Source organism: Methylobacterium indicum, assembly GCF_001043895.1.
Classification (GTDB): Bacteria; Pseudomonadota; Alphaproteobacteria; order Rhizobiales; family Beijerinckiaceae; genus Methylobacterium; species Methylobacterium indicum.
Genome location: NZ_JTHF01000213.1, coordinates 1 through 16,902 on the forward strand (window position 1 = coordinate 1; position 16,902 = coordinate 16,902).

At 72.0% G+C, this 16,902-nt stretch carries 15 protein-coding genes; 8 read left to right on the plus strand and 7 right to left on the minus strand.

Features of this window, described 5'->3' with window-relative positions; genetic code table 11:
• Both lysA and lptM read right to left on the minus strand, forming a co-directional pair.
• Window positions 1–1,229 (minus strand): diaminopimelate decarboxylase (lysA, locus tag QR78_RS23455; RefSeq protein WP_048430006.1); only part of this gene is annotated, 1,229 nt, incomplete at its 3' end.
• 101 nt (window positions 1,230–1,330) lie between these two features.
• Complete coding sequence (gene lptM, locus QR78_RS23460) at window positions 1,331–1,681, minus strand: LPS translocon maturation chaperone LptM (protein ID WP_048430007.1); 351 nt, start codon at window positions 1,679–1,681, stop codon at window positions 1,331–1,333.
• Between the two features lie 320 nt (window positions 1,682–2,001).
• On the opposite strand from lptM, the gene QR78_RS23465 reads away from it, so the two are divergent.
• Window positions 2,002–4,110: a hybrid sensor histidine kinase/response regulator gene (locus QR78_RS23465; protein ID WP_048430008.1), complete on the plus strand. Its 2,109-nt coding sequence runs from the start codon at window positions 2,002–2,004 to the stop codon at window positions 4,108–4,110.
• 75 nt (window positions 4,111–4,185) lie between these two features.
• Here QR78_RS23465 and QR78_RS23470 read toward each other — a convergent pair whose 3' ends face one another.
• From QR78_RS23470 to QR78_RS23480, 3 genes are all read right to left on the minus strand, one after another.
• Complete coding sequence (locus QR78_RS23470; RefSeq protein WP_420865519.1) at window positions 4,186–4,419, minus strand: 3',5'-cyclic-nucleotide phosphodiesterase; 234 nt, start codon at window positions 4,417–4,419, stop codon at window positions 4,186–4,188.
• Window positions 4,420–4,690: 271 nt separating this feature from the next.
• Window positions 4,691–5,602 carry a hypothetical protein gene (locus tag QR78_RS23475; RefSeq protein ID WP_048430010.1) on the minus strand — a complete coding sequence of 304 codons (912 nt, stop codon included), beginning with the start codon at window positions 5,600–5,602 and terminating at the stop codon, window positions 4,691–4,693.
• Window positions 5,603–5,765: 163 nt separating this feature from the next.
• Entirely contained in the window at window positions 5,766–6,353 is a 588-nt protein-coding gene (locus tag QR78_RS23480) for a DUF1134 domain-containing protein (protein WP_089504231.1), read from the minus strand.
• 145 nt (window positions 6,354–6,498) lie between these two features.
• Between QR78_RS23480 and QR78_RS23485 the strand changes: the two genes are divergently transcribed.
• Complete coding sequence (locus QR78_RS23485; protein WP_048430012.1) at window positions 6,499–6,984, plus strand: YHS domain-containing (seleno)protein; 486 nt, start codon at window positions 6,499–6,501, stop codon at window positions 6,982–6,984.
• Between the two features lie 6 nt (window positions 6,985–6,990).
• Here QR78_RS23485 and QR78_RS23490 read toward each other — a convergent pair whose 3' ends face one another.
• Window positions 6,991–7,845 carry a 3'(2'),5'-bisphosphate nucleotidase CysQ family protein gene (locus QR78_RS23490; RefSeq protein WP_048430013.1) on the minus strand — a complete coding sequence of 285 codons (855 nt, stop codon included), beginning with the start codon at window positions 7,843–7,845 and terminating at the stop codon, window positions 6,991–6,993.
• Between the two features lie 208 nt (window positions 7,846–8,053).
• On the opposite strand from QR78_RS23490, the gene chpT reads away from it, so the two are divergent.
• The 6 genes from chpT to QR78_RS23520 all read left to right on the plus strand — a co-directional run bounded on the left by chpT (window position 8,054) and on the right by QR78_RS23520 (window position 15,036).
• Window positions 8,054–8,764, plus strand: coding sequence for a histidine phosphotransferase ChpT (gene chpT / locus QR78_RS23495; RefSeq protein WP_048430014.1), 711 nt, complete (start codon window positions 8,054–8,056; stop codon window positions 8,762–8,764).
• Window positions 8,765–8,956: 192 nt separating this feature from the next.
• Complete coding sequence (locus QR78_RS23500; RefSeq protein ID WP_048430015.1) at window positions 8,957–11,701, plus strand: hybrid sensor histidine kinase/response regulator; 2,745 nt, start codon at window positions 8,957–8,959, stop codon at window positions 11,699–11,701.
• Window positions 11,702–11,780: 79 nt separating this feature from the next.
• Complete coding sequence (locus tag QR78_RS23505) at window positions 11,781–12,281, plus strand: chemotaxis protein CheW (protein ID WP_048430016.1); 501 nt, start codon at window positions 11,781–11,783, stop codon at window positions 12,279–12,281.
• Between the two features lie 15 nt (window positions 12,282–12,296).
• The gene (locus QR78_RS23510) at window positions 12,297–12,662 is read left to right on the plus strand and encodes a response regulator (RefSeq protein WP_048430017.1); all 366 of its coding nucleotides are present in this window, start codon (window positions 12,297–12,299) and stop codon (window positions 12,660–12,662) included.
• A 138-nt stretch (window positions 12,663–12,800) separates the two neighbouring features.
• Window positions 12,801–13,991: a protein-glutamate methylesterase/protein-glutamine glutaminase gene (locus QR78_RS23515; protein WP_048430018.1), complete on the plus strand. Its 1,191-nt coding sequence runs from the start codon at window positions 12,801–12,803 to the stop codon at window positions 13,989–13,991.
• Window positions 13,992–14,031: 40 nt separating this feature from the next.
• Window positions 14,032–15,036, plus strand: a complete 1,005-nt coding sequence (locus QR78_RS23520; RefSeq protein WP_082171980.1) for a CheR family methyltransferase — start codon at window positions 14,032–14,034, stop codon at window positions 15,034–15,036.
• A gap of 606 nt (window positions 15,037–15,642) precedes the next feature.
• Here the strand turns inward: QR78_RS23520 and ctrA are convergent.
• On the minus strand, window positions 15,643–16,344 hold the full coding sequence (ctrA, locus tag QR78_RS23525) for a response regulator transcription factor CtrA (protein WP_048430019.1): 702 nt from the start codon (window positions 16,342–16,344) through the stop codon (window positions 15,643–15,645).
• Window positions 16,345–16,902 lie beyond the last annotated feature (558 nt).

Consider the following 16,902-nt stretch of genomic DNA (forward strand, 5'->3'; position numbering starts at 1 on the left):
CCCTCGTAGCTCTGCCGCGGCCGGATCACCGCGTGGTCGGCGCCCCGCACCAGCACCTCGGGCACGAGGGGCCGGGTGTTGTAGGTGCAGGCCTGCACGGCGCCGTAGGCGCCCGCCGACATCACGGCGATCAGGTCGCCGGGCTTCACCTCGGGCATCTCGCGGGCGAGCGCCAGGTAGTCGCCGCTCTCGCAGACCGGGCCGACCACGTCGGCGGTGACCCGCCCGGCCTCGGGCTTCGGCTCGGCCACGGGGCGCAGGGCGTGGTAGGCCTCGTAGAGGGTCGGGCGGATCAGGTCGTTCATCGCCGCGTCGACGATCACGAAGGTGCGGCCCTCGCCGTGCTTCACGTAGAGCACCCGGGTGACCAGCACGCCGGCATTGCCGGCGATCATCCGGCCGATCTCGAAGACGGGCTTCAGGCCGAGCGGCTTGAAATGCGGCCGCAGCACCGCCGCGAAGGCGGCCGGGTCGGGCGGGGGGGCGTTGTCGTCCCGGTACGGAATGCCGAGGCCGCCGCCGAAATCGACGTGGTGGAGCCTGTGACCGGCGGCCATCAGGTCGCGGGCGAGCCCGCAGAGCAGGGCGGCGGCGTTGTCGTAGGGCGCCAGATCGGTGATCTGGCTGCCGATATGCATGTCGACGCCGACGAGCGACAGGCCCGGCAGGCCGGCGGCCCGGGCATAGACTTCGCGCGCCCGCGAGATCGGGATCCCGAACTTGTTCTCGGACTTGCCGGTCGAGATCTTGGCATGGGTACGCGCGTCGACATCCGGGTTGACCCGGATCGAGACCGGCGCCGTCGCGCCCTTGGCGGCGGCCACCCGCGACAGCTGCTCCAGCTCCGGCTCGCTCTCGACGTTGAAGCACAGGATGCCGGCATCCAACGCGGCGGCCATCTCGCCCTCGGTCTTGCCGACGCCCGAGAACACGATCCGCTCGCCCGGCACGCCGGCGGCGAGCGCCCGGCGCAATTCGCCCTCCGAGACGATGTCCATGCCGGCGCCGAGCCGCGCCAGGGTGGCGAGCACCGCCTGGTTCGAATTCGCCTTCATGGCGTAGCAGACCAGCGCGTCGTCGCCCGAGAAGGCCTCGGCGAAGACCCGGTAGTGCCGCTCCAGGGTGGCGGAGGCGTAGCAGTAGAACGGGGTGCCGACCGCGCCCGCGAGCCGTGCCAGGTCGACGTCCTCGCCGTGGAGCACGCCGTCGCGGTAGGTGAAGTGATGCATGGCAGAGAGACCGATGGACCGGGGGCGCTGGCGCGCCGCATCCGGCGCGAGGCGCCCTCTACACGAAACCGGACCGCCTTGGCACCCTCACGTCGGCGCCGTCACAGCAGCGGATCGAGCGGGAACGGCTCCTGGGGAATGGTGAAGCCCTTGCGGCGGCGCGAGGACGACACGGTCGGGGCCGGGATGCCGGTCGGGGGGGCGACGGCGGCGGCGGGCAGCTCGTCCTCCTCGTCCGGGACCGAGGCCCCGGCCGCGAGCCCGACGCCGCCCGGCAGCGTGTTGACGGCCGCCGCTCCGGTCTTCGGCCGCGCGGCGCTCGCGCCGGGGCTCGCCTTCGGCGGAGCCGTCGGCGCCGCGGCGGGCGGCGGCTCGAGCGGGCCGCGCCGGCCGCAGGCGGCGGCCGAGAGGGCGATCAGACCGAGGAGGACGAGGGTACGGGGACGGAACACGGGCGAAATCCGGGCGGCAAGCGTGGCGGCGGCACCATAGCGGCCCGCGCCGTGCGAGGCGAGCCCGGGCGGCGCGGGGGTTGCACCGCATTCGAGCTTGGCCGTTAAGAGGGTGTTGGAGCCCGGGCCGGAAGAGTGCGGCGACGGCCCGCCTCCGGTCTCCCCGGGGCTTTCGGCCGATGCCCGGGCGACACACCGCCCGGGAAAGCCGGAGGCCGACGGGGTGGGGCCGCGCTCGTTTCGCTCGCCTTCCCGTTAACGAACGGTTAAGCTTCTGGCCGATCGCCGCGTCGGCTCCCCGTCGCGTTTGTGAGTGTCCCGTGAGCCTTTCGACGGTGCGGCTGCACCAGCTCCTCGTCGCCGCGGCTTTCCTGGTGCCCTGCGTCGTCCTGGTGGGTGCGGCGTGGTGGAACCGGGCCGAGGTCCTGCGGGAGGAGGACAGCGCCGTCGTGCGCACCGCCGCGGTGATGCACGAGCACGCCTCGAAGGTGTTCGACACCGCCGAACTCGCGATGGACCGGGTCGACGACTACATCTTCGACCGCAGCTGGACCCAGATCTCGACTCCCGCCACCGGCGGCTTCCTCGCCAGCCTGAAGGCGCCGCTGGCCCAGGCCCGGGCGGTCTGGGTGGTGGACCCGCAGGGGCGGATCCGCGCCTCGAGCCGCGAGGCCGATCTCGGACGCGACCTCGCCGAGCGCGACATCTACGCGGTGCATCGCCCCAAGGACATCGGCATCTATGTCAGCCCCGCCCTGCGGGAGCCCGACGGCACCGCCGCCTTCATGGTCAGCCGGCGACGCTCGACCGAGGACGGCCGCTTCGACGGCGTGATCGTGATCGCGCTCGGCACCGAGTACTTCGCCCGCTTCTACGCCGAGATCGCCGCCCCGACGGCGCACCGGGCGATGCTGCTGCGGGCCGACGGCGCCGTGCTGGTGCGCGAGCCGCCGGGCCCGGAGACCGACGAACGCCTGGGGCCGACCGACCCGCTCCTGCGGGCGATCCGCGCCCGGCCGCAGGGCGGCGCGGCCACCGGCACCCCGCCCGGCGAGGCCGAGCGGCTCTATGCCTGGCGCCGCATCGGCGATTACCCGGTCGAGGTCGCCTTCTCGGTCGAGACGATCGTCGCCCTCGACCGCTGGTACGACAACCTGCGGGTCTACGGCCTCGTCGCCACGGTCTCGGCCCTGACCCTGGTGCTGATGGCCTGGCTGGCGCTCGCCCGCGCCCGGGCCGAGGAGCAGGCGCTCGCCGATCTCAAGCGCGAGCACGCCCAGCGCCTCTCGGCCGAGAGCCAGCTGCGCCAATCGCAGAAGATGGAGGCGGTGGGCCAGCTCACCGGCGGCATCGCCCACGACTTCAACAACCTGCTCGCGGTCATCACCGGCTCCCTGGAGCTGGTCCAGCGCCGCATCGCCCGGGGCGACACCGATGTCGGCCGCTTCATCGCCGGTGCTCTCGACGGCACCGACCGGGCCGCCAAGCTCACCCACCGGCTCCTCGCCTTCGCCCGCCAGCAGCCGCTGGAGCCGCGCCCGACCGACCCGAACCGCCTCGTCGCCGGCATGGTCGACCTCCTGCGGCGCACCCTCGGCGAGACCGTGAAGGTCGAGACGCGCCTGATGGCCGACCCGCCGCCGATCTTCGTCGACCAGAACCAGCTCGAGAACGCGATCCTCAACCTCGCGGTCAATGCCCGCGACGCGATGCCGGGGGGCGGGCGCCTCGTCCTCGAGATCGCACCGGGCAGCCTGGAGGACGGCATCCAGGGCGTGTCGATCACGGTCCGGGACACCGGCACCGGCATGCCGCCCGAGGTGGTGGCGCGAGCCTTCGAGCCGTTCTTCACCACCAAGCCGCAGGGGCGGGGCACCGGTCTCGGCCTGAGCCAGGTCTACGGCTTCGTCACCCAGTCGGGCGGGCGGGTGCGGATCGACAGTCAGCCGGGGCAGGGCACCGCCATCACCCTGACCCTGCCGGTGAGCCGCGACGGGCTGCCGGTCGAGGATGCCGGGCGGGCGCGGCTCGCGGCGCCGTCGCCCGGCCGGGCCCGGCGCACGATCCTGGTGGTGGAGGACGACGCCGCAGTGCGGCTCGCCAGCGCCGAGACGATCGGCGAGCTCGGCTATCGGACCGTCACGGCCGCCGACGGGGCGGCGGCTCTCGCCGTCCTCGACGGGGAGCGCGAGGTGGCGGTGCTGTTCACCGACGTGGTGATGCCGGGCATCGACGGCCCGACGCTCGCCGCCGAGGCGCGGCGGCGGCGTCCCGACCTGAAGGTGGTGTTCGCCACCGGCCACCCGGCGGGCGACGAGCAGGAGGGGCCCCGCCCGGGCCCCGGCGAGACCGTTCTGCGCAAGCCCTTCAGCATCGAGGACCTGGCCGAAGCGCTGGAAGTCGCGAGCCGCGAACAGGCCTCGGCGTGAGCGGAGGCGGGTCGGGGAGGCGCGCGCCTCATGTCGACGCGCCTCCAAACGACCTCGTCCGGAGGCGTCGCCGCCTTACTTCTTGTGCGTCTGCTCGTAGAAATCGATCGCGCGCTTGCAGTTGACCGAGATCTTCTTCATGTTCTTCTCGAAGCAGCGATCGACCTCGGGGCTTTCCGGCGGCAGGTTGCCGCAATAGGTCATGTAATCGCCGGTGCAGTACTTCTTCAGGTTGGGGTCGTCCCGCTGGGCCGAAGCCGGAGCGGCGAGCAGCATCAGGCTGCCGGCAGTCAGGAGGGCGAGCGACATCGGCCTGAGCATCATGTCTGTCGAAGCCTTGCAAAACGTGGGAAGTCGCAGCGAGATGGCCCGAAACCGGCGACCTGACAAGGGTCGCGGGGTGCCGCAGGGCGCGTCGCGCCGAGGTCAGGTTACGCCGCCGTCGTGGCGACGGAGCGCGAAAGCCGAACGGCGGCAACGGCTTGAGCGATGTTTCCACGCTGTTTCCAGCGTCGCGCGGTCGCCCGATGACGGGGTCCGATCGCACGCGATGTGCCCCTGAGCACACCGCATCCTTCCGTCAACCGGCCGTGGCGGGAGCCGTGCGCGGCGCAGCCGGCGACAACGTCGTCGCCGGCGGCATCCGCGGTTCCGGCCGGCTCTGCCCCTTGTCGTGTCCCGTGTCCTGTCCCCGCATCAGCGCGTCGGCCACCTCGGCGATCCGGCGCTCCAGAAGCGCGTTCTGGCTCGCGATCTCCGCCGGGGGCGTGCCGGCCGCCCGAACCGCCTCCTGCAGCCGTGCGATCTCGGCGCGGGCGGCCTCGATCTCGGCGGCGTGGCGGGTGGTGAGATCGGCGAGCGCGTTCTCGAGGGCCTGGATCTGCCCGCGGGCGGCGGTGGCGACGCTCTCGCCTGCCTCGGCAACCTTGCCGCGGGCCGCCCGCACCTGCTCCTCGGCGACGCCCCGGGCGGTCTCGGCCTCGGCCTGCCCCCGGCTCACCGCCTCGAGTTCGGCGCGCAGCGTCGCGAGGTCGGACAGCGCTCGCTGGTAGGGGCCCTCCAGTGCGCGCATCGCCTCCTCGGCCGCCGCCCGGGCGGTGCGGGCCTCGGCCAGCTCGCCCTCGCCCCGGGCGAGACCGCCGCGGGCCTCGACGAGGTCGCGCTCCAGCTCGGCGAGCCGGGCGTCCCGACGCTCGATCTCGGTGGCGAGCGTGCCGAGGCGCACCATGCGCCGGCCCGTCTCCTCCATCTCGGCCTGCCGGGCGGCCTGTGCCTCCTCGACCCGGCGCTCGAGCTGGCGCTCGCGGACGGCGAATTCCGCCCGCAGATGATCCTTCTCGGCGGTCAGCTCGACGATCGACATCGGGTAGAGCGCCTCGAGCCGGCGGCGCGTCAGGCGCTCGGCCCGGGCATTGAGCGCCGGCAGCACCAGGAGGGCGCACAGGCTGGCGCCGAGGAACCCCAGCGCCACGAACATCAGGGACTCGATCACCCGGGCGATACTTTCTCGGCGTCCGGGCGGAGCCCCGCACGGACGGTTGCAGCGGATCGGCGCGGCCCGGCACGGTGGCGCCGGCGTCGCGGCCGGACCCTGCCACGGGACGGCCGCGAGGACCAGCGTGGCCCGGCCGGGGCGACGTGGGCGGCGCAAAACCTCAGAACGGGTTCCAGGTCGGCGCGTCGGTGAACTTCAGATAGCCGATATTGATCCCGAACCGGGCGCCGACGCCGGCCCGGATCGGCACCACCACGATGTTGTCGGCGGTCACCGCCGACATGCCGAAGCCGCCGACCACGTAGGCCGAGCCGTCCATGCCGACGAAGCGGCGGTAGAGCGCGTTCACCCGCGGCAGGTTGTAGACCAGCATCATGCTGCGGGCCCCGTCGCCGCCGACGTCGAAGCCGAGGGACGGGCCCTGCCAGTACACCTTGCGCTGGCCGGCATTGCGGGTGAACAGCGTGCCCTCGCCGTAGCGCACGCCGCCGATGATCGCCCCGGAGGCTTCCTGGCCGAGGATGTAGCCGTTGGGCTCGCCCCAGCGGCGCGTCGCCTCCTGGACCGTCAGGGCGAGGCCGCGCGAGACCGAGCCGAAGAACTGGTGGCCCGAATCGATGATCTCCTGCGGCTGGAACGTGCCGGGATCGCCAGGCCGGCGTCCCTGCGCGGCGGCGGCGCCCGGCAGGGCAGCGGGCAGAACCGTGGCGGCGAGCAGCAGGGCCGCGAGGGCGCGCCGACGCGACATTCCGGGGCTCTGCCGGGCCGAGGAGGCGGAGGAGGCTGAGAGCATTCGTTAGGCATCCCGGCTTAAGAGAGGTCGTGACCGGCCCCGCCGATTCCCGGCGGCAGGCCGGCGCGGACGGCGGCGGGATGCCACGAATGCTGCGGATATGGGCAAGATCTGGTTAACGCGGCGCGGCCTGCTGTCGCTTCTCCCCGCTGCGGCGCTCGTCGCACCGGCATCGGCGGAGATCCCGCTCGGCGTGCCGTCCCTGTACGCCGCCGATCCCCTGACCGGGCTCGCGCTCCGGGGCTACGATCCGGTCTCCTACCGGCTCGGCTCCGAGCCGGTCTCCGGGTCGGATGCCCACGACTACGTCTGGACCGGCCTCGTCTGGCGCTTTTCCAGCGCGGCGAACCGGGGCGCCTTCGCGCGGGCGCCGGAGGTCTACGCCCCGCGCCTCGGCGGCTGCGACCCGGAGGGAATCGTCGCCGGTCGGCTCGTCGAGGCCGATCCCCTGGTGGCGAGCCTGTACGGGGATCGTCTGTATCTGTTCCGAGACGCGGAGCGTCGGCGGCGGGCCGGTCCCGAACTCCTCGATGCCGCCGAGGCGCGCTGGCCGGATCTGCGGCGCGACGCCGCGATCGGCGGCTGAGCCGGCTCAGGCTCCCCGCGCCGGGCATCTTTCCGGCAGCACCGCGCGGGCGGCCTGCGACGGGTCGCCGAACGCCGCGAACGGGCCGTTGCGGTACTGGCCGGGGTGGCGGCCATAGCCGAACGGTCGCCCGTCCGGGCCGACGAGGCAGCCGCCGGCCTCGGTCAGGATGTGGTCGCCGGCGGCGGTGTCCCACTCCATGGTCGGGCCGCAGCGCACGTAGACGTCGCCCTCGCCGCAGGCGATCAGGCCGAACTTGAGCGCCGAGGAGACCCCGCGCCGGTGCCCGATCGGCAGGCCGGCGAGGCAGGCCTCGTCCGCCGCCTCGCCGTGGCTGCGGCTGACCAGCGCCGTCATTCCCTCCCCGGGAAGCGGCCGGGCCGCGACGGGCCGGAATGCGCCGGGACGGCCGGCGACGATCGAGGCTTCGGCGGCGCCGACGCCCGCGGTCCAGACCCGGCCGAGGGCGGGCGCGGCGAGCGCCGAGGCGACCGGACGCTCGCCCGCCACGAGGGCGATGTTGACCGTGTACTCGCCGGTGCCCTTCAAAAAATCCTTCGTCCCGTCGAGGGGATCGACCAGGAAGAAGAGGGCGGCCGGAGCGGCCTCGGCGGCGGTCTCCTCGGCGATCACCGGGATGCCGGGCCAGGCCTCGGCGAGCGCGGCGACGATCAGCGCCTCGGCGGCGAGGTCGGCCTGGCTCGTCGGCGAGCCGTCGGCCTTGAGGTGGTGGCTGCACCCGCCGCGCTCGAAGTCCCGCAGGATCTCGCCGGCCGCGACGGCGATCGCGGCGAGCCGGACCGCGACGGCGTCGCGCTCGGGTTGCGTGGGGGCGCGGTCGAGGGTGAGGGCGGGCGTCATCCGTTCGTCATGCCCGGCGGCAGCGGGTTTGTCGATGCGTGCGCCCGCCCCGCTGCCGCGCGATCGCCTTTTCAAACCGGCCCGCGGCGGCTATCCGTGCCGGCAAACCGTGGCGGGAGCCGCCGCGATCCACGTCTCGGGACCCAGGTCTCGAGCTCCACGTCCCAAGACCGACGTCCTGACCCTGCCGGCCCCGCGGAGCGCCCCCATGACCACCGTCACCCTCGACGCCCTCGACCTCTCGGCGCTGCTCTGCTCGCGGGTCTGCCACGACGTGATCAGCCCGGTCGGCGCCATCGTCAACGGCCTCGAGGTGCTGGAGGACGAGGACAGCGCCGAGATGCGCGACTTCGCCCTCGACCTGATCCGCAAGAGCGCCAAGCAGGCCTCGGCCCGGCTGCAATTCGCCCGCATCGCCTTCGGGGCCGCGGGCTCGGCGGGGGCCAGCATCGATCTCGCCGATGCCGAGAACGTCGCCCGCGGCATGTTCGGCGACGAGAAGACCAAGCTGACCTGGACCGCGCCGCGGGCGCTCTTCCCGAAGAACAAGGTGAAGCTCGTCCTCAACCTCGTGGTCATCGCCGTGACGGCGATCCCCCGCGGCGGCGTGATCGACGTGTCGATCACCGGCGAGGCCGAGGCGCCGGTCTTCGTGCTGACCGCCAAGGGCGCCTATGCCCGCATCCCCCCCCACGTCGAGACGCTGATCGCAGGAGCGCCGGAGAGCGGTACCGTCGATGCCCACGCGATCCAGCCGTTCTATGCCGGCCTCGTCGCCCGCGCCGCCCAGATGGACGTGCGGTTCTCGATCGAGGGCGACACGGTCACGATCCGGGCCGAGCCGGCCGCCGCTCCGGCCGAGGATGTCGAGGAGGTCCAGGATTCCGGCGACCGTCACGACGGCGGTAACGGCATCTAACCCTAGGGCCGGTCGCGGGCCCGGTCCCGCCTCTCCTCTGTTTTCTCTCGCGCGACCCGGGATTTCCACCGATCCCGGGCGACTTGTACCCAGAGCCGGCACAGTATGAGGCTTCCCGGCAACGGATCATAAAGGCTCCCGTGGCAGCGTAGGTCTGCGCAGAGATCCTGCGTGGATCGACGAGTGGCCGCGATGGACGATTTGTTGCGTGAGTTCCTGACGGAGTCCGGGGAGCATCTGGACACTGTCGACCTCGAGCTCGTCCGGTTCGAGCAGGATCCGAACAACCAGACGATCCTGCGGAATATCTTCCGGCTGGTTCATACCATCAAGGGGACCTGCGGGTTCCTCGGCCTGCCCCGCCTCGAGGCGCTGGCGCATGCCGCCGAGACCCTGATGGGCAAGTTCCGCGACGGGATGCCGGTGACGAGCCCGGCCGTCAGCCTGATCCTGCAGACCCTCGACCGGATCAAGCTGATCCTGGCCGAGCTGGAGCGCACCGGCGGCGAGCCGGCCGGGATCGACGAGGACCTGATCGGCGCCCTCGAGCGCATGTCGGAGGAACCGGCACCGGCACCGGCGCCCGAGCCGGTGCCTGTCGCCGCCCCGGCCACCTCCGGCACCCTGGTGCTCCAGGTGCTGGAGCGCGCCCTGAAGCCCGGCGAGGTCTCCCTCGACGACCTCGAGCGCGCGTTCCGCGACACCGCCGTCGAGATCGAGGCGCCCGCTCCCGTGGCCCTCGCCCCGCTGGCCGAGCCCGAGCCGGTCCGGCCGGCGGCGCGTCCGGAGCCCGTCCGGCAGGAGGCCGCTCCCGTCGAGCCCCGCGCCGCCGCGCCGGCCCGCGCCGAGGCCGCCGCGCCCGAGACCGAGAACGGCCCGGTCAGCAAGGTGCAGACGATCCGGGTGAACGTCGACACCCTCGAGCACCTGATGACGATGGTGTCCGAGCTGGTGCTGACCCGCAACCAGCTCCTCGAGATCGCCCGCCGTCACGAGGACGGCAACTACAAGGTGCCGCTGCAGCGCCTCTCCCACGTGACCGCCGAGCTGCAGGAGGGGGTCATGAAGACCCGCATGCAGCCGATCGGCTCGGCCTGGCAGAAGCTGCCGCGGGTCGTGCGCGATCTCTCGTCGGAACTCGGCAAGAAGATCGACCTGGTGATGCAGGGCGCCGAGACCGAGCTGGACCGCCAGGTCCTCGAGGTCATCAAGGACCCGCTTACCCACATGGTGCGCAACTCGGCCGACCACGGCATCGAGTCGGGCGCGGAGCGCAAGTCCGCCGGCAAGCCCGAGAAGGGGACGATCCGCCTCAACGCCTTCCACGAGGGCGGCACGATCACGATCGAGATCGCCGACGACGGCAAGGGTCTCGACCTGTCGGCGATCCGCCGCAAGGCGGTCGAGCGCGGCGTCGCGACCGAGGCCGAGGTCGAGCGGATGACCGACGCCCAGGTGGCGAAGTTCATCTTCCACGCCGGCTTCTCCACCGCCAAGGCCGTCACCTCGGTCTCCGGCCGCGGCGTCGGCATGGACGTGGTGAAGACCAATATCGAGCTGATCGGCGGCACGATCGACATCCAGACCCAGCTCGGCGCCGGCACCACCTTCACGATCAAGATCCCGCTGACGCTGGCCATCGTCGCGGCGCTCATCGTCTCGGCCCGCGAGCACCGGTTCGCGATCCCGCAGGTCTCCGTCCTGGAGCTGGTGCGGGTGCAGCCCGGCACCGATCACGCGGTCGAGCGCATCAACGGCTCGCCGGTCCTGCGCCTGCGCGACCGTCTGCTGCCGATCGTCCCGGTGGCGGCGATGCTCGGGCTCGACGCGCCCGACGCCCCGGCCTCGACCGACGAGGGCTTCGTGGTGGTGAGCCAGGTCGGGCGCCAGCGCTTCGGCATCCTGGTCGACGGCGTCTTCCACACGGAAGAGATCGTCGTGAAGCCGATGTCCTCGAAGCTGCGGCACATTCCGCTCTTCTCCGGCAACACGATCCTCGGCGACGGGGCGGTGGTGCTGATCATCGATCCCAACGGCGTCGCCCGGATGGTCGGGTCGGGCACGGCGAGCGGCCAGCCCGGCGAGATCGAGGCCGAGGCCGAGGGCGACGAGAACGCGGGCGATCAGGCCGTGACGCTGCTGGTGTTCAAGGGCGGCGGCGACGCGCTCAAGGCGGTGCCGCTCTCCCTCGTCACGCGCCTCGAGGAGATCGACGCCTCGAAGATCGAGTGGGTCGGCGGACGTCCGCTGATCCAGTATCGCGGTCGCCTGATGCCCCTCGTCCCGGCCGATCCGGCGCAGGCGATGAAGCGCGACGGCGCCCAGGCCCTGGTGGTGTTCTCCGACGGCGAACGCTCGATGGGACTCGTGGTGGACGAGATCGTCGACATCGTCGACGAGGTGCTCGACGTCGAGCTGGTGACCGAGCGCTCGGACCTGATCGGCTCGGCGGTGGTGCGCAACCGGGCGACCGAGATCGTCAACATCGCCCACTACCTGCCGCTCGCCCACGACGATTGGGGCCAGCCGACCCACCGGGCGGTGCCGAAGGCGCCGAGCCTGCTCCTCGTCGACGACTCGGCGTTCTTCCGCGAGATGCTGACCCCGGTCCTCAAGGCCGCGGGCTTCCGCGTCGCCCAGGCCGCCGATGCCGAGGAGGCGATGCGCCATCTTCTCGGCGAGGCGCGGACCGACCTCGTGGTCTGCGATCTCGAGATGCCGGGCCGCTCGGGCTTCGACCTGATCGAAGCGATGCGCAAGGCCGGCGGCCGGCTCGCCGAGATGCCGGTGGTGGCGCTCGCCGGCACGATGGCGCCGGACTCGATCGCCCGCGCCCGGGCCCTCGGCGTCGCCGATTGCGTGGCGAAATTCGATCGCTCGGGCCTCGTGGCGGCGGTGAACGAGATCGCCAGCACCCCCCTCGACGCCGCGGCGTGATCCGCTGACCGCGATCGCCCGGATGCGCGCATAGACGCGTCCGGGCGCCCGATCCCCCTCACACGCCCGAGCCCCGCCCATGATGGCCGCCAACACGAACACCGCCGGCACCCCCACGCAAGCGACCGGCGAGACCACCGACTACGTCACCGTGCTCCTGGGCGACGAGCTGTTCGGCCTGCCGATCGACCGGGTGCACGACGTCTTCATCGCCACCAACCTCACCGACGTCCCGCTGTCGCCGCCGGAGATCAAGGGCCTGCTCAACCTGCGCGGCCGGGTCGTCACGGCGTTGTGCCTGCGCCGACGCCTCGGCCTGCCCGACCGCACCGGCGACGGCCGCAACATGGCGGTCGGCCTGGAACATGGCGGCGAGGCCTACGGCCTGCTCGTCGACCAGGTCGGCGAGGTGATGAAGCTCGCCAACGACACCTACGAGCCGAACCCGGTCCATCTCGACACCCGCTGGCGCGCGGTCTCGCGCGGGGTGCACCGCCTCGACGGGCGCCTCCTGATCATCCTCGACGTCGAGGCGGTCCTGGCCTTCGGCGACGAGCGGCCCGCCGCCACCGCCGCCTGACGCGGGACCGGCCGGATGAGAACGTTCCTGATCGTCGACGACTCGGCGGTGATCCGCAAGGTGGCGCGCCGGATCATCGAGGGCCTGGGCTTCCGGGTCGCGGAGGCCGAGGACGGCCGCGAGGCGGTCGAGCAATGCCGGTCGGCGATGCCCGACGCGGTGCTCCTCGACTGGAACATGCCGCACATGGACGGGTACGAGTTCCTGCGCGCCCTGCGGCGGCTGCCGGAGGGCGACCACCCGAAGGTCCTGTTCTGCACCATCGAGAACGACGTCGCGTCGATCGCCCGGGCCCTGCATGCCGGCGCCGACGAGTACATCATGAAGCCCTTCGACAAGGACATCATGACCGCCAAGCTCCAGGCGGTCGGCCTTGCATAGGTGCGACCGCGCCGTCGGCCCTGCCCGGGGCCGACGGCAGAGCGGGCCCCGCCCGGGGCCGACCCGATAAGAAGCCCCGGCTCGACCCGGGACCGATCCCCCTGGCCCGCCCCGTCGCGGCGCCGACCGAGAAACGCCATGGCCGCCTCCGCCGCGCCCTCCAACCCGTCCCCGAGCGCCGGACCACGCATCCGCGTCCTGGTGGCCGACGATTCCGTGGTGGTGCGTGGCCTGGTCTCGCGCTGGCTGGAGGAGGCCGGCTGCGAGATCGTCGGCACCGCCGCCAACGGCCGCATCGCGCTCGACGCCCTCGACCGGGTCCAGCCCGACATCGTGCTCCTCGACATCGAGATGCCCGAGCTCGACGGCACCCAGGCCCTGCCCAAGATGCTGGCCAAGCGCCCCGGGCTCCAGGTCGTCATGATGTCGACCCTGACCCAGCGCAACGCCGAGATCTCGCTGCGCTGCCTGGCGCTCGGCGCCATCGACTATCTGCCCAAGCCCGAGGGCAATCGCGGCGTCACCACCCAGGCGAGCTTCCGCGAGGACCTGGTCCAGAAGATCCGGATGCTCGGCGCCGATCTGCGCAACCGGCCCCGCGCCCGCCCGGCGGCGCATTCCGAGCGCCCGAGCCTTGCCGGGGCCGCGCCGGTCGAGCGGATCGCCGCGCCGCTCTCGGCCCCCGCGCCGCGCCCGGCTCCCGCGGCGGTCTCGACCCGTCCGCGGCCGCTGCGGGTCGCCGCACCCCGCTGCCTGCTCGTCGGGGCCTCCACGGGCGGCCCCCGGGCGGTGGGCGAGGTGCTGGAGAGCATCGGCGCCGTGACCCTGCGGCGCGTCCCGATCCTCATCGTCCAGCACATGCCGCCGGTCTTCACGGCGGTGTTCGCCGAGCATCTCGGCGCCCGGATCGGCCTGCCGGCGGCGGAGGCCAAGCATGGTGAGCCGGTGCGCCCGGGCGTCGTCTACGTCGCCCCCGGCGGGCGCCACATGGCCCTGTCGGGGAGCGCCGCCGAGGCGGTGATCCAGCTCAACGACGGACCGCCGGTGAATTTCTGCCGGCCGGCGGTCGACGTGATGTTCCGCGCCGCCGCCGAGGTCTACGGGGCCGCCACCCTGTCGGTGGTGCTCACCGGCATGGGCTCGGACGGCACCAAGGGCGCCCAGGCCCTCGTCGATGCCGGCGGCGTCATGCTGGCCCAGGACGAGGCCTCGTCCACCGTATGGGGCATGCCCGGCAGCCTGGTGCGGGCCGGCTACGCCCACGACATCCTGCCGCTGTCAGGCCTCGGCCCGGCCCTCCGCTCCGCCATCGCCGGCCCCGGCCACTGATGCGCGTCCTGCCACGGATCCGGGGGAGGATGCCGCGCCGATGACCGAGACCGAATTCGATTTCCTCCGCGCCTACCTCAAGCAACGCTCCGGCCTCGCCCTGACGGCGGAGAAGCGCTACCTGGTCGAGAGTCGCCTGTCGCCGGTCTGCCGGCGCTTCAACCTCGCCGGGCTGACCGAGCTCGTCGGCTGCCTGCGCGTCGCCCGCGACGGCGCCATCGAACGGGCGGTCGTGGAGGCGATGACCACCAACGAGACCTTCTTCTTCCGCGACCGGACCCCGTTCGACCTCTTCCGCGACGTGCTGCTGCCCGGCGCGCTCGCCGCGCGGGCCAACCAGCGCCGCCTGCGGATCTGGTGCGCCGCCGCCTCGACCGGCCAGGAGCCGTATTCGCTGGCGATGCTGCTCGCCGAGGCCGCACCGCGGCTCGCCGGCTGGCGGGTCGAGATCGTCGCCACCGACCTCTCGACCGAAGTGCTGGAGAAAGCCAAGCTCGGCCTCTACAACCAGTTCGAGGTCCAGCGCGGCCTGCCGGTTCAGCTGATGCTGAAGCACTTCACCCAGGTCGGTGAGCAGTGGCGCATCGCCGAATCCCTGCGCCAGATGGTCGATTTCCGGCCGCTCAACCTGCTGCAGCCGTTCGAGCAGCTCGGCACCTTCGACATCGTCTATTGCCGCAACGTGCTGATCTATTTCGACACGACGACGAAGGCCGACGTGCTGCGACGGATCTCCGATCAGCTCGCGCCCGACGGCGCGGTGCTTCTCGGCGCCGCCGAGACGGTGATCGGCATCACCGAGACCCTGGTGCCCGATCCCGAGCATCGCGGCCTCTACCGGCACGGTCGCGCCGCAGCGAGCGGCGGCTTGGCGAATTCGGGTCTGGCGAATCCGGGTCTGGCGAATCTCGGCCTGGCCGCGAGCCATGCGGCGCCGGCCCCGAGCTATCAGGGTCACGCCGCACCGTCCGTCGGCGCCACCGCGGCGCCGGCGCTCCCGAGCGCGGCCGCGGCGCTCGCGGGCCTGCGCTGGGCCTCCCGCTGACGGCTCGCCTCCGCGGCCGGGCGAGAGTCATACGATCTCCGCCTGATCGCTTCGTGATGCGGAAATCGGCTCCGCTCAAGCGCCGCGCGGGCGTGTGGTACCCGATCCGGAAGTGATCTTCCGGATCGGGTTATCAGACCTCGCGAGGACCGCCGCCGGCCCTCGCGGCCGATCACGGCTTGCCGATCCGGTGGGCCGTGCCGTCCGCCCGGCGTGGCCCCAAGCGCTTCGCTGCACAGCCCGGCGCAAGGCGAGAGAGGGAAGATCCTCTCGCCCCCTTCGAACCTCCCGCCGCACCCGCTCGATTGCCGTCACGGCTCTCGCCGTCGGCCGCGGTCGCCTCGGGCCCCCGCAAAGCGGCCTCGAAACCGCGCCGGTTTTCCAGCTGCGCGAGCGCCGCGCCGGGTCCCGACGCCTCACCGGGACGCTCGCGCGGCTGGTGCCGGGGCCTGTCCTGTCCATTCCGGCGCCGGGCACGACTCGGCGCGAGCGGCCGGTGACGCCCGCGTCTCGCACCCTCGATTGTCGCGACCGTTTCCAGACACAAAAAAACCCCGCCGGGGCGGGGTTCTTTGGTCCGGCCCCCCCGGAGGGGGGATCGCACGATCAGACCGCGATGCGGTTCTCTTCCTCGGACGGCTCGCGCAGCACGTAGCCGCGGCCCCAGACCGTCTCGATGTAGTTCTTGCCCTGGCTGGCATTCGCGAGCTTCTTGCGAAGCTTGCAGATGAACACGTCGATGATCTTCAGCTCGGGCTCGTCCATGCCGCCGTAGAGATGGTTCAGGAACATCTCCTTGGTCAGCGTGGTGCCCTTGCGCAGGCTGAGGAGCTCCAGCATCTGGTACTCCTTGCCGGTGAGATGCACCCGGGCGCCCGACACCTCGACCGTCTTCTGGTCAAGGTTCACGATCAGGTCCCCGGTGGTGATCACCGACTGCGCGTGGCCCTTCGACCGGCGCACGATCGCGTGGATTCTCGCGACCAGTTCATCTTTGTGGAAAGGTTTGGTGAGGTAATCATCGGCACCGAACCCGAGGCCCTTCACCTTGTCCTCGATCCCGGCCATGCCGGAAAGGATCAGGATCGGGGTCTTGACCTTCGCCACCCGCAGCGAGCGCAGAACCTCGTAGCCCGACATGTCGGGAAGGTTCAGGTCGAGCAGGATGATGTCGTAGTCGTACAGCTTGCCGAGATCGACACCTTCCTCGCCGAGGTCGGTCGTGTAAGTGTTGAAGTTCTCGGACTTGAGCATCAGCTCGATGCTCTGCGCTGTCGCGCTGTCGTCCTCGATCAGAAGTACCCGCATCTCAGGTCCCCAAGCCCTGGCCCTCAAGGGTTAAGGCAAGCCCCCGCCGCCCGTCTCCCACCGGCCCGTGGGGGACGCCCGTTGTCTTCCGAACCGCGACGCTAGGCCATAACGGTTAACAAACCCTGTTCCCGTCCCGCAAGCGGTTATCAAACCGCAAGACGGTGGTGGCCCTTACGGGTTTGCGTTCCGCTCCGGCCGAATCGCGATACCATACCCGCATCCCGCCCTGCCGGGCCGGCTAAATGGCTCGCGCCCTGAAGCCGCCCCACGATGTTGCGTCCGCGCCACGCCCCCGGAGAACCTCCGGGAGCCTGCCATGGATCCCACCTGCCTCAGTGTTAAGGAGAGGGGTAAATGGATCGTTGATGGAATCCGGCAATGGCGGCGGCAGGGATCGGGAAACCCGCTCGTTTCAACAGGATGCTGCGATGACGGGCCCCGGGCGCCTCGAGGCCGCCCGCGCCGCGCTCGCCGGCATCGAGGAGGTCGAGACCTTCGGCCGGGTGGTGGCGGTGCGCGGCCTCCTCATCGAGGTCGCCGGCCCGGTGGCGGCGA